Annotated in this window: 8 protein-coding genes; 4 read left to right on the top strand and 4 right to left on the bottom strand. The window is 66.7% G+C overall.

Features of this window, described 5'->3' with window-relative positions; genetic code table 11:
- Positions 1-212: 212 nt before the first annotated feature.
- Positions 213-923 (top strand): TetR/AcrR family transcriptional regulator, encoded by a 711-nt coding sequence (locus CEY08_RS13135; RefSeq protein ID WP_042793417.1) that lies wholly within the window; start codon positions 213-215, stop codon positions 921-923.
- Between the two features lie 505 nt (positions 924-1,428).
- On the opposite strand, the gene CEY08_RS13130 is transcribed toward CEY08_RS13135, so the two are convergent.
- Complete coding sequence (locus CEY08_RS13130; RefSeq protein WP_076817647.1) at positions 1,429-2,157, bottom strand: IclR family transcriptional regulator; 729 nt, start codon at positions 2,155-2,157, stop codon at positions 1,429-1,431.
- A 201-nt stretch (positions 2,158-2,358) separates the two neighbouring features.
- On the opposite strand from CEY08_RS13130, the gene CEY08_RS13125 reads away from it, so the two are divergent.
- From CEY08_RS13125 to CEY08_RS13115, 3 genes are all read left to right on the top strand, one after another.
- Positions 2,359-3,297, top strand: a complete 939-nt coding sequence (locus CEY08_RS13125; protein WP_076813210.1) for a hydroxymethylglutaryl-CoA lyase — start codon at positions 2,359-2,361, stop codon at positions 3,295-3,297.
- Between the two features lie 119 nt (positions 3,298-3,416).
- Positions 3,417-4,604, top strand: a complete 1,188-nt coding sequence (locus tag CEY08_RS13120) for a CaiB/BaiF CoA transferase family protein (RefSeq protein ID WP_063640762.1) — start codon at positions 3,417-3,419, stop codon at positions 4,602-4,604.
- Positions 4,605-4,606: 2 nt separating this feature from the next.
- Positions 4,607-5,593, top strand: coding sequence for a Bug family tripartite tricarboxylate transporter substrate binding protein (locus CEY08_RS13115; protein ID WP_076813212.1), 987 nt, complete (start codon positions 4,607-4,609; stop codon positions 5,591-5,593).
- A 9-nt stretch (positions 5,594-5,602) separates the two neighbouring features.
- Here CEY08_RS13115 and CEY08_RS13110 read toward each other — a convergent pair whose 3' ends face one another.
- From CEY08_RS13110 to CEY08_RS13100, 3 genes are read right to left on the bottom strand one after another with little or no spacing between them, the layout of a single operon-like run.
- On the bottom strand, positions 5,603-8,698 hold the full coding sequence (locus CEY08_RS13110; protein ID WP_076813214.1) for an efflux RND transporter permease subunit: 3,096 nt from the start codon (positions 8,696-8,698) through the stop codon (positions 5,603-5,605).
- Entirely contained in the window at positions 8,695-11,772 is a 3,078-nt protein-coding gene (locus tag CEY08_RS13105) for a multidrug efflux RND transporter permease subunit (protein ID WP_076813216.1), read from the bottom strand. Before CEY08_RS13105 ends, CEY08_RS13110 begins: the two co-directional genes overlap by 4 nt.
- Positions 11,769-12,941 carry an efflux RND transporter periplasmic adaptor subunit gene (locus CEY08_RS13100; protein ID WP_042793422.1) on the bottom strand — a complete coding sequence of 391 codons (1,173 nt, stop codon included), beginning with the start codon at positions 12,939-12,941 and terminating at the stop codon, positions 11,769-11,771. Before CEY08_RS13100 ends, CEY08_RS13105 begins: the two co-directional genes overlap by 4 nt.
- Positions 12,942-13,007 lie beyond the last annotated feature (66 nt).

Genomic DNA, 13,007 nt, shown 5'->3' with positions numbered 1-13,007 from the left:
CCTGGGGCGATGGTCCGTGGACCTCGGTTTTGACGTATTAGACGAATATTTGACTTGAGTGTCAATTAAATTTAAAAAATTGACAGTGGCGTCAAAAATGAGGGACCCAAGAGCGGGAAAGTGTGGACGGCCGCGGCCTGGGACCGAATGGCCCCATGCCATAATTTCGGGACGGGACCGTCCCGGACGGTCTATTCGAGGAACATCGCAACGTGAACGACGCAAGCACCAAGGGAGCGCTGAAGGGCGAAGCGCTGCGCACCGCCATACTCGACGCCGCGGCCACGCTTTTCATCAAGCGCGGCACGGGCGGCACCAGCATCCAGGATATTGCCGAGTCCCTGGGCCTGAGCCGCACCGCCGTCTATTACTATTTCAAGAGCAAGGACGCGATCTTGCGTTCGCTGACCGAAGACGTGCTGAGCGCGGCCAAGAAAATGGCCGGCGAGACCGCAACGCGCGAGGACCTGGACCCTGTCGAGGCGCTGCGCGCCCTGGTCACGCAACACGCCGACCTGATCCTGTCGCGCACCGCCGAATTCCGCGTGGCCGACCGGACCGAGGCCGACATGACGCCCAAGCAGCGCGCGGCCGTGCAGGCCTCGCGCCGCAACGTGCTGGAGAATTTCAGCCGGGTCATCGAAAACGGCATACGCGACGGCCAGTTCCGCATGGTCGATCCGCACGTTGCGGCATTCAGCCTCATCGGCATGTGCAACTGGTCGGCCTGGTGGTACAAGCCGGATGGCCGCCTGAGCCGAGCCGAAGTCGCGGCCATCATGGCCGACATGGCCGTGCAATCGTTGCTGCGCGACGCATCCCGGCGTCCTCGGTCGCCAGACGTGCGCGAGTCCTTGCGGCTGGTGCGCGAGGATCTGGACTACCTGGAAAAGCTGGTGCTGCCTGGCGGGCAGTTGCCTTGATTGCCGTGGGCGTGGCCGGCTGGCAGTCGCCCAATGCGGTGGCTTCAGTCCCCGTTCGCGGGCAGATGTCGTGAGCCGGTGGCCGGGCGGAGGGATCCGAAGCGCAGCCCCACCGGGGCGAGCATCGGAATCCCGCAGGCCGGGCGCCGGCGACTCAAGAACCCTGTCTCACAAAACTGAATCGTTAGGGCTTCGAGCTTGCGGATGCCGGAGTTCATTAGCCGCCGAGGCTGCCCTGCGCCATTCCGATGCTCGCCCCGGTGGGGCTGCGCTTCGTATGGCTCCGGGGTCCTCGGCTGGCAGTCGCCTGATGCATTGGCTTTGGATCCCGTTCATGGGCAGATGCCGTAAGCCGGTGGCCGGACGGAGGGATCCGAAGCGCAGCCCCACCGGGGCGAGCATCGGAATCCCGCAGGCCGGACGCCGGCGACTCAAGAACCCTGTCTCACAAAACGGGTGCTCTTGTACTGCCTGGCCGCAGCAGCGCCCGCCGCGCCCGGGTCCGCTAGCCCACTTTCCCGGTCAGACGCCGCGCCGCTTCCTGCACCGCGGCCAAGTGCGCGGCGACGTAGCGGTGGACGGGCGCGGTTAGCGTCACCGCAGCGGCAATGTCGCCGTTGAGCAGGAAGACGGGAACGGATATACCCGCCACTTCCGCCAGACGGTCGCCCATGGCGGCGAAGTAGCCATCGGCCCGGATGCGGGCATACAAGTCCTGTTCGGGCCCCGGTGCCCGGCCACGCACCGGGTCGTAGGCAGTCAGGACGCGTCCGCCGCTGCCGCGATCCAGCGGCAGCAGATCGCCGGCCCGGATATGGTCGCGCACGGGGTGCGGCGAATCCACGCGGTACAGGCACAGGCGCGCATCGCCCTGGCGGACGTGATAGGCCGCGCTTTCACCTGTGGCGGCGACCAGGTCACGCAACACCGGCACGACCACCTGCTCAAGTGAAAACGACGCTGCGTAAATGCCATGCAAGCGCGCGATTTCCCCACCCAGGGCATAGCGCCCGTCGTCCAGGCGCTGAATCCAGCGGGCGTGCTCCAGCGAGGCCAGCAGCCGCAAGACCGTGCTTTTGTACAGGCGAGTGCGGTCGGCCAGCTCGCTTAGCGACAGGGCCTTGTCGCCGGGCGCAAACACTGACATCAAGCTCAGCGCGCGGTCCACCGCGGCCACGCCGCCTTGCGCGGCGTCGGTGTCGGCGAGCGATTCCGTGGCGGCTTTACGCGGCATGCGCGCCTCCGGCAGGTCGATCCACAAGCAGGGCCATATTCCATCCTTTAGAACGAATCCGGGCATTGTAGGCGTTGCCCCGGCGGGGGGATCGTGGTTTTCCCTGGATGCTCGGCGCTTGACAGGCCTAAGTGCCGGATTTGATAATTCTATCTAAAGAAACATCATTCTATAAGATAGAATTTATGGAGGCACCCAACCATGACGACGCACCCCGCCCAAGCGCCTGAGGTCCTGATCAGCGAAGTCGGCCCGCGCGACGGCCTGCAATCGGTCAAGACAACGATGCCGACGGCGGACAAGCTGCGCTGGATCGATGCACTGGTCGCGGCCGGCGTGCGCGAGATCGAAGTCGCTTCTTTCGTGCCGGCCCGCCTGCTGCCCCAGATGGCGGACGCCGCCGAAGTGGTGCGCCATGCGCTGCGCCACGAAGGGCTGACGGTCATGGCCCTGGTGCCCAATCTGCGCGGCGCGGAGGCGGCGCTGCGGGCTGGCGTGCACAAACTCACCATGCCGGTCTCGGCCAGTCGCGAGCATTCGCTGGCCAATGTGCGCAAGACGCCCGAGGCGATGGTGGATGAGGTGCGCGCGATCGCCCGGCTTCGTGACGAGCTGGCTCCCGGGGTGAAGCTTGAGGCTGGCATTTCGACGGCCTTCGGCTGCACGCTGCAGGGCAAGGTGCTGGAGGACGACGTCATCCGCCTGGCCGCGCTATGCGTTGCCGCGGGCGCGGACGAATCCGGGCTGTCGGACACCGTGGGCTATGCCAACCCCGCGCAGGTGCGCCGGTTGTTCCGCCGCTTGCGGATTGAACTGGGAGAAAAGGCCGGCGCGGCCCACATGCACAACACGCGCGGCCTGGGCCTGGCCAATTGCCTGGCGGCATGGGAGGAAGGCGTGCGCACGTTCGACAGCTCGCTGGGCGGACTGGGCGGCTGCCCCTATGCGCCGGGCGCTTCGGGCAACGTCGTGACTGAAGACCTCGTGTTCATGTTCGAGGCCATGGGCGTGCGTACCGGCATAGACCTGGGTGACATCGTGGCCGCGCGCGCGCCGCTGGCCGCTGGCCTGCCAGGCGAGCCGCTGTATGGCATGACCCCGGACGCCGGCTTGCCCAAAGGATTCGTTCCGCAGCCTTGACGGCTCGTCGGCCCGCAGGCCTGGAAGCACAGGGCGTTCGCCAGGAGGGCGCCTTGCCCGAAACGCGCGGCTGTACCGGCTTCCCCGGGCCGGCCGTCACTTGCAGAAGAAGCACACTCATGTCCAAGCAACGCCTTCCCTACGAACACATCCGTGTCGTCGAATTCACCCACATGGTCATGGGTCCCACCTGCGGCATGTTGCTGGCCGACCTGGGCGCGGAAGTCATCAAGATCGAACCCGTGGGGGGCGACAGCACGCGCCGCTTGCTGGGGTCGGGAGCGGGCTTCTTCCCCATGTTCAACCGCAACAAGAAGAGCATCGCCCTGGACCTCAAGCAACCCGAAGGAATCGAAGCGGCGTTGCGCCTGATCGATTCCGCCGACATCGTCAGCGAGAACTTCAAGGCGGGCGTCATGGAGAAGCTGGGTCTGGACTATGCCAGGCTCAAGCAGCGCAATCCCCGCCTCATCTACGTGAGCCACAAGGGTTTCCTGCCCGGTCCTTACGAGCACCGGACGGCGCTGGACGAGGTCGTCCAGATGATGGGCGGCCTGGCCTACATGACGGGCCGGCCCGGCGATCCGTTGCGCGCGGGCGCCAGCGTCAACGACATCATGGGCGGCATGTTCGGGGCCATCGGCGCCATGGCGGCGCTGGCCCAGCGCGAGCAGACAGGCGTGGGCACGGAGGTGCAGGCCTCGCTGTTCGAGAACAACGTATTCCTGGTGGGCCAGCACATGATGCAGTACGCCGTCACCGGCCGCGCGGCCGCTCCCATGCCCAGCCGGATTTCAGCCTGGGCCATCTATGACGTGTTCACCGTCAAAGGCGGCGAGCAGATCTTCCTGGCAGTGGTGAGCGACAAGCAGTGGGGCATCTTCTGCCGCGCCTTCGGCCTGGCCGAGCTGCTGGCCGACCCCCGCCTGGCCAGCAACAACGACCGTGTGCAGGCGCGCGATTGGCTGATGCCGCAATTGCGTTCGCACCTCGCGGACCGCGGCGCGGACGAGCTCGCGGCGGTGTTCGAACGCGAAGGGCTGCCGTTCGCCCCGATCACGCGGCCCGAGCAGTTGTTCGAGGATCCGCATCTTGCGGCGACGGGCGGCCTGGCGCCCATCACCCTGGAAGACGGACGCCAATCCCGCGTGCCGCTCGCTCCTTTCACGCTGGGCGGCGTCCAGCCCGGAATACGCCTGCAGCCGCCTGCGGTGGGCGAACACACCGACGCGCTGCTGCGCGGCGTCGGCTATCGCGACGATGAAATCGCGGCCTTGAAAGCAAGGCAAATTACACAAGGAGACTAACCATGATCACGCTATCCCGCCGCGCCTTCCTGGGCGCCGCGCTTTGCGCCGCGGCCATGCCGCTGCGCGCCCAGACGGCGCGCGCCTATCCGGACGGCCGGCCCGTGCGCCTCATCGTTCCCTATACGCCTGGCGGCGGGACGGACTCGGTGGCGCGCGCCATTGCGGCCAAGGTCACGGCAATGGCCGGGTGGTCGGTCGTGGTGGAAAACCGACCGGGCGCGGGCGGCAACATCGGCATGGATTTCGTGGCCAAGGCCAAGCCTGACGGTTTCATGCTGGGTCTGGGGCAGACCGCCAACCTGGCCATCAATCCCGCCCTGATGCCGCAGATTCCCTTTGACGCCGAAAAGGACTTTGCCGCGGTGTCGTTGATCGCCTCGCTGCCGGTGGTGTTGGTGGTCAAGGCCGATGCGCGCTGGCAGACCCTGGCCGATCTGATCAAGGACGCGCGCGCCGAACCCGGCGCCATCAAGCAGGCCCTGGCGGGTTCCGGCACGGTGGGCCATCTGGCCGGCGAACTGCTCGCCTATCAAGGCAAGTTCCAGGTGCTGAACGTGCCTTATCGTGGCGCGGCGCCCGCGCTCAATGATCTTCTGGGCGGCAACACCGACTATATGTTCGCCACGCCGCAGGCCGCGCAGGAAATGCTCAAGGGCAAGGTCTTGCGGCCCTTGGCCGTCAGTTCCCGCGCGCGCCTGGCCATCCTTCCAGACGTGCCCACCGTGGCCGAATCGGGCTACGAGGGATTCGAGGCGCTGGACTGGAAGGCGCTGGTTGCGCCGGCAGGCACGCCGCCCGAAGTAGTCAAAGCAATCAATGCGGTCGTGGAAAAAGTGCTGGCCGATCCGGCCACCGTGGCCATGTTCACCGCCGAAGGCAGCACGGCCATGGGCGGATCGCCGGAGTCCGCGCAGCGCTACATCCTGGACGAGCAGAAAAAGTGGGCGCGCCTGATACGCGAAGCCGGGATCCAGACAGCGGCATGAGGCGGGCGCTCACGGCGGCGGATATCCTTCACGTCCGGGTTTCGCCGCCTTCCATTTCAGCCGCAGCCGTTCCAGCGCCAAATACACGATAGGCGTCGTGTACAGCGTCAGGAACTGGCTGATCATCAGGCCGCCGACAATAGCGACGCCCAGCGGCCGGCGCAGCTCCGAGCCTTCGCCCATGCCCAGCACCAAGGGCAGGGCGCCCAGCAGGCCGGCCAGATTGGTCATGACGATGGGCCGCAACCGCAGCATGGCGGCGCGGTGGATGGCCTGCTCGGGCGTCAACCCTTCGCGCCGTTCCAGGCTGAGCGCGAAGTCGATCATCAAGATGGCGTTTTTCATGACGATGCCCACCAGCAGGAACAAGCCCAGCAGCGCAATTAGCGTGAATTCGATTCCGGCCAGCCGCAGCGCCAGCAGCGCGCCGACGCCGGCGGACGGGAGGGTGGACAGGATCGTCAGCGGATGCAGCGGGCTTTCGTACAGAATGCCCAGCACCAGGTAGATCGCCACCAGCACCGCCAGGATCAGCCAGGGCTGGTCCTGCAGGCTCTGCTGGAAGTTGCGCGCGTCGCCGCCCAGGCGGGTCTGGATGTGCGATGGCACCATCAGCTTGGCCATGGTGGCGTCTATGGCGGCCAGGCCCTGTTCCAGCGATACGCCCTCGGCCAGGGAAAAGCCCACCCCCACGGCTGCAAACAGGCCGTCGTGGAAAACGCGGTCGTTCACCAACCCATAGTCGTAGGTGGCGAAGGCCGTCAGCGGCACGCGAGTGCCGTCCGCGGCCACTACCTGCACCTGCTCCAGCACTTCGGGATCCTCGGTGTAGCGCGGATCCAGTTCCAGGACCACGCGGTACTGGTTCATCGCGTCATAAAGCGTGGCAACCTGGCGCTGGCTGAAGGAGTTGCTGAGCACGCTGCTGATGGTGCCCATGTCCACGCCCAGGCGCTGCGCGGCGGCGCGGTCGATATCGATAACCACCTGCTGGGTCGCGCCATCGCCCTCCGCGTCCACGTCGCGCAGTTCCGGTATCTCCTGCATGGCCTTGGAGATCTTGCGGGACCATTGCCGCAGCGCCGGCACGTCGCTGGCCATGATGGCCAGTTCGTGGTCGCCGGAGTTGCCGAACCCGCCTGGCATGCGCAGATCCTGGTCGACATTCAGGAAGAACATGCCGCCGGGGACCGGGGGCGCGTTCGAGCGCAGCCAGTTGATGACTTGCGTCGATGATTCCTTGCGCTCGGCGGCGGGCTTCAGGCGGATGAGGAACAGCGAGTTGCTGATGCCCAGGCTGCCGCCGTTGTAGCCGATGACGTCCTGCACGGCGGGGTGCTTGAGCACCAGTTGGCGGTACATGTCGATCTTGGGCTGCATGACCTGGAACGAAAAGCCGTCGTCGCCACGCACGAATCCCATGAGCTGGCCGGTATCCTGCACCGGCAGGAATCCCTTGGGCGCCTGCGCGTACAGGTGGACCGTCAGCCCGACGACGCCCGCCAGCAGCAAGAGCGTCAACCGGGCATGGCCCAGCACGCGCCACAGCGTATCGCCGTACCAGGCATGGATGCGGCCGAAGACCGCCTGCATGCGCGAGGGACGCCGATCTGGCTCGGAAGCCGCGGGGCCCGGGGGTTTCAGCCATCGGGCGCACAGACTGGGAATAATGGCGACCGACACCACGAGGGAAATGACGGTCGCGGCGACCAAGGTGATCGAGAACTCGCGAAACAGCCGTTCGACCAGCCCGCCCATGAACAGGATGGACACGAAGACCACGCTAAGCGCTACGGTCATGGCCACCAGCGTGAACCCGACTTCGCGCACGCCGCGCAGCGCGGCCTTGCGTGGCGACAGGCCGCGCTCGATGTGGCGGGAAATATTCTCCAGCACCACGATGGCGTCATCGACCACCAGGCCGGCTGCAACAATCAGCGCCATCAAGGACAGGTTGTTCAGCGAAAAGCCCCACAGGTACATGACGGCGAACGTGGCGATCAGGCACACCGGGATGGCCACGCTGGGTATGGCCGCCGCCCGCGCATTGCCCAGGAACACCCACACCACCAGAATCACCAGCGCCGTGGCGAGGGCAAGCGTGATGTGCGCTTCGCGCAGCGTGGCGTTGATGCCGGGCGAGCGGTCCAGCGCCACCGTCAGGTCCACATTGGCCGGCATCAGCGCGCGCAGGCCGGGCAAGGCCTGGTTGATCGCGGCTATGGTCTCGATGATGTTCGAGCCGGGCTGGCGGCTGATGGTCAAGACCACAGCCGGGTTGCGATTGTGAAAGCCGCTGCTGTAGCGGTTTTCTACCGAGTCGCTCACCCGCGCCACCTGCGACAGCCTGATCACCGCGCCATCCTGGTGGCGCACGATCAGGCTTTCGTAGTCGCGCGCGGCGCGGGGTTGTTCGGGCGTGCCGACTTCCCAGCGCCGACTGGCGGAATCCAGCTGGCCCTGCGGCGACATCGGCGCGGCGTCGGCGATGGCGCGGCGCACGTCGTCCAGTGCCACGCCGTAGTGGGCCAGGGCATTGGAGTTGACCTGCACGCGCACGGCAGGCAGTGAACTGCCGCCCATGGTTACTTCGCCCACGCCATTGATCTGCGAAATCTTTTGCGCCAGCACGGTCGAACCCAGGTCGTAAAGTTCGCCCGCGGGCCGGGTAGCGGAGCTCAGCGCCAACGCCATGATGGGCGCCTGGGAGGGATTGACCTTGCGGTAGCCGGGATTGCCCGGCATGCCGGCAGGCAGTTCCGCGCGCGCGGCATTGATGGCCGCCTGCACGTCGCGGGCGGCCTCGTTGATGTCGCGGTCCAGATCGAATTGCAGCTGTACGCGGGTGGCGCCCTGGTTGCTGGACGAGGTCATCGAACTGACGCCTGCGATGCTGCCCAGCGCCCGCTCCAATGGCGCGGCCACGGTGCTGGCCATGCTTTCGGGACTGGCGCCTGGCAATTCTGCCCGCACTTCGATGGTGGGGAAGTCGACCTGGGGCAGCGGCGCCACGGGCAGCAGCCGCCATGCGACCGCGCCCAGCAACGTCAGCGCAATCGCCAGGAAGATGCAGGCGGTGGGACGGTGCAGCAGGGCACGGATCATGGCGCGGGGCCTTCAACCCCGGGCTTGGCGCAGCCTGCGCGCCGCTGGCCCAGGCGATGGAAGAACAGATATACGGCGGGCGTGGTGAAAAGCGTCAGCACCTGACTGACCAGCAACCCGCCCACCATGACCCAGCCTAGCGGCTGACGCAATTCCGCGCCCGAACCTGTGGCCAGCATCAGGGGCAGCGCGCCGAACAGCGCGGCGAGCGTAGTCATGAGTATGGGCCGCAGGCGCAGCAGGGCGGCTTCGCGAATAGCAGCCTGCGGCGCCAGGCCGCGCGAACGTTCGGCTTCCAGCGCAAAGTCCACCATCATGATGCCGTTCTTCTTCACCAGTCCGATCAGCAGGATGATGCCGATGACTGCAATCAGGTCCAGCGGCCGTCCCGTGAGCAGCAGCGCCAGCAGCGCGCCGACCGCGGCCGAGGGCAGGGTGGACAGGATGGTCACCGGGTGGATGGCGCTTTCATACAGCATGCCCAGCACCAGGTACATAGTGACCACGGCGGCCAGCATCAGCCACAGTGTGTTCGACAACGAGGCCTGGAAGGCCGCCGCGGCGCCTTGCAGCCGCAGCTCCACGCTGGCTGGCATGCCGATCTCCTGCCGTGCCGACTCGATGGCGGCGATGGCGGCGCCCAACGAACCGCCCGCGGGCAGGTTGAACGACAGGTTGACCGCGGGAAACTGCGACAGGTGGTTGACGGCCAGCGGCACCGCGCGTTCGCTGACGGTGGCCAGGGCGGACAGCGGGATCGCTTGCCCGTCTTCGGATTGCAGATGGATGCGTTCCAGGGCGTCGGGGTTCAGCGCCAGCTTGCGATCCACTTCCAGCACGACCCGGTACTGGTTGGACTGCGTGAACAGCGTGGCGACCTGGCGCTGGCCAAAGGCGTTGTAGAGCGTCTGCGCGACGTCGTCCATCGTTACGCCCAGCCGGGCCGCGGCGTCGCGCGAGACCTGCAGGTATGCCTGGCGTCCGTCGCCTTGCAGGTCCGTGGATATGCCGGCCAGTTCGGGCGCCTGGTCCAGCCGAGCGGTCAGTGCATTGCTCCAGCGCGTCAGAAGCTCGCTGTCTGGCGAGGTCAGCGTGAATTGATACTGGCCGCGGCTGACGCGGTCTTCGATGTTGAGCTCCTGCACCGGCTGCAGGAACAGCGAAATGCCCTGGACTTCGCGGGCGCGCGCATCCAGCCGCGCCATGATGTCCGCCAGCGGCGCGCTGCGCTCGGACCAGGGCTTCAGGTTGATCAGCAGCCGGCCCGTGTTCAGCGTGGTGTTCATGGCGTCAATCCCGATGAAGGACGACAGGCTCGCCACATCCGGGTCCGCCAGCAGCGTTTCGGCGATTGCCTGCTGGCGCCGCGACATGGCGTCGAACGAGGTGCTTTGGGAGGACTGCGTCACGCCTTGCAGCGTGCCGCCGTCCTGCGTCGGGAAAAAGCCTTTGGGTACGGCCACGTAAAGCAGAGCGGTCAGCGCCACGGTCGCCAGCATCACCGCCAGCGTCAGGCGCTGATGGCGCAAGGTCAGGTCCAGCCAGCCGGCATAGCGCGCCTGGACGCGGTCCAGCAGCCCGGGTCGCGACGGTTCGTGCGCGGGCAGCAGCCGGGCGCACATCATGGGCGTAAGCGTCAGCGACACCGCCAGCGATATCAGGATGGCGACCGCCAGCGTGACGGCGAATTCGCGGAACAGCCGGCCGACCACGTCCTCCATGAACAACAGCGGAATCAGCACCGCGATGAGCGACAGCGTCAGGGACACCAGGGTAAAGCCGATCTGGCCGGCGCCCTTGAGCGCCGCCGACATGGGACTGTGTCCCTGTTCGCGGTAGCGCGCGATGTTCTCCAGCATTACGATCGCATCGTCCACCACGAAGCCCGCGCCGATGGTCAGCGCCATCAGCGTCAGGTTGTTGGTGGAGAACCCCGCCAGATGCATGAAGCCGAAGGTGCCGATCAGCGACAGCGGCACGGCCAGGCTGGGAATCAGCGTGGCAGGCAGATTGCGCAAGAACAGGAACGTCACCAGCACGACCAGGCCCACGGCGAACGCCAGTTCCCATTGCACGCCCCGTACCGAGGCTCGAATGCTCTCGGTGCGGTCGGTCAGCACCCGGACCTGCGCGGCCGCGGGCAGGCTGGCGGTCAGTTGGGGCAACAGGGCCTTGACCTGGTCGGCCACCGCGATGACGTTGGCGCCGGGCTGGCGCTGGATGTTGACCAGCACGGCCGGCTGCCTGTCCACCCATGCGGCCAGGTAACGGTCCTCGGCGCCGTCCTCGACCGTGGCGATCTGGCCCAGCCGCACCGGCGCGCCATTGCGCCATGCCACGATCAGTTCGCGGTACTCCTCGGCGCTTTGCAACTGGTCGTTCGCATCCATGATGACCGAGCGCACCGGGCCGTCAAAGCTGCCCTTGGGCTGGTTTGAGTTGGCCTTGCTGATGGCTTCCTGCACGTCTGCCAGTTGCAGGCCGCGCGCGGCCAGTGCCATCGGATTGACCTGCACCCGCACCGCCGGCCGCTGGCCGCCGGCCAGGCTGACCATGCCCACGCCGGATAACTGGGACAGGCGTTGCGTCATGCGCGTGTCGACCAGGTCATAGACCTGCGGCAGGGGCAGGGAATCGGAAGTGACCGCCAGCGTCAGGATGGGCACGTCCGCGGGGTTGACTTTGCGGTACACGGGCGGCGTCGGCAGATCGTTGGGCAGCAAGGCCCCGCTGGCGCTGATGGCGGCCTGGACCTCCTGCTCGGCCACGCCCAGCGAGACGTCCAGCGAGAACTGGAGGGTGATCACCGAGATGCCGCTGCCACTGGTGGACGACATCTGCTTGAGGCCTGGTATCTGCCCAAAACGACGTTCCAGCGGGGCGGTGACGGTGCGCGCCGTGACATTGGGGCTGGCGCCGGGATATTGCGTCGTCACCTGGATGATGGGGTAGTCCACCTGCGGCAGCGCCGCCACGGGCAACATGCGCCATGCCAGAATCCCGGACAGCAACAGGGCGATCATCAGGAAGGACGTGGCGACGGGGCGCAGGATGAAGGGGCGCGACAGGCTCATGGATTTTGCTGCTCGACAATTTGCACATCGCGGCCGTCATGCAGGCGGTCCACGCCTTCGACCACCACGCGTTCGCCTTCGGCCAAGCCCGCCTGCACCACGATGCGGCCGGCGTTGGCGGGGCCCAGGGTCAGGACGCGGCGGCTGGCGCGCAGGTCTTCGCCGATCACGAACACGAATGCGCCTTCGGATCCGTACTGCACCGCGGCCGTGGGGATGGAAATGACCCTGTCCTGTTGCACGACGGCCAGGCGGATATTCACGAATTGGTTCGGAAACAGCGATTCGTCGGCATTGGCGAAGCGCGCGCGCAGGCGCACGGTGCCGCTGGCCGCCTGGATACGGTTGTCCAGCGCTTCCAGCGTGCCCTCGGCCAGCAACTGGCGATCGTCCGCGTCCCAGGCTTGCACGCGCAGAGCGGCATTCTTGGCCTGGGCCTGGCGCAGGATATCCAGGCGCGTCTCGGACAGGCTGAACAGGGCTGAAATCGGCCGGGTCTGGACCAGCGTGGTCAAGCCGTTGGCGTCGTCCGCGCGCACGTGGTTGCCGGCGTCGACTCGGCGCAGGCCAATGCGGCCGGCGTGGGGCGCAACGATGCGCGTATGCTCCAGCAGACGCCGGGCGTCGGCCACCTGGGCCTGGTTGCGTTGCCGCTGCGCGGCATACGCGCGCACTTGAGCTTCGGCGGTATCCAGTTGCTGGCCCGCCACCGCTTCCTGGCGCGCCAGTTTGCGGTAGCGCTGCAGATCGGCCTCGGCGTTCTCCAAGAGCGCCTGGGTGCGCGCGAGTTCGCCCTCGGCGGCGGCCAGCGCCGCAAGGTAGGGGCGCGCATCGATCTCCGCAAGCAACTGGCCGCGTGTGACGGCCTGGCCTTCGGTGAAATGCAGCTTGAGCAACTCGCCATCCACCTGGCTGCGCAGGATCACCTGTGCGAGCGGCGTGATGGTTCCGAGCGCATGCAGGTCGCGCTGTAGCGGACCAGCACTGGCCGCTGCGACCGCGACGGCTACCGGCATCTGCCCATACTCGGGCGGGCGCGCGGCGGGGGAACCCTTGGATCCGGCATACAAGAACGCCAGAACGATCAAGGCCGTCGATGCGAGGACGACGACGAGGACGATCAGGCGTTTGCGTGGAAAGTGAGGGCCCGTGGAAAGGGGCAGGGACATCGGGACTGCCAGGCTTTGGGGGTTGCGGACAGTCCGGATTCTATATGAATAATAACTATTCGCGTT

The organism is Achromobacter insolitus (genome assembly GCF_002209555.1).
In the GTDB taxonomy this organism is placed as follows: domain Bacteria; phylum Pseudomonadota; class Gammaproteobacteria; order Burkholderiales; family Burkholderiaceae_B; genus Achromobacter; species Achromobacter insolitus.
This window is presented reverse-complemented; position numbering and strand designations above follow the sequence as displayed.

Coding starts and splice junctions, on each gene's coding strand:
- CEY08_RS13130 (WP_076817647.1), bottom strand. CDS start 2,157: ATGCCGCGTAAAGCCGCCACGGAATCGCTCGCCGACACCGACGCCGCG.
- CEY08_RS13125 (WP_076813210.1), top strand. CDS start 2,359: ATGACGACGCACCCCGCCCAAGCGCCTGAGGTCCTGATCAGCGAAGTC.
- CEY08_RS13120 (WP_063640762.1), top strand. CDS start 3,417: ATGTCCAAGCAACGCCTTCCCTACGAACACATCCGTGTCGTCGAATTC.
- CEY08_RS13115 (WP_076813212.1), top strand. CDS start 4,607: ATGATCACGCTATCCCGCCGCGCCTTCCTGGGCGCCGCGCTTTGCGCC.
- CEY08_RS13110 (WP_076813214.1), bottom strand. CDS start 8,698: ATGATCCGTGCCCTGCTGCACCGTCCCACCGCCTGCATCTTCCTGGCG.
- CEY08_RS13105 (WP_076813216.1), bottom strand. CDS start 11,772: ATGAGCCTGTCGCGCCCCTTCATCCTGCGCCCCGTCGCCACGTCCTTC.
- CEY08_RS13100 (WP_042793422.1), bottom strand. CDS start 12,941: ATGTCCCTGCCCCTTTCCACGGGCCCTCACTTTCCACGCAAACGCCTG.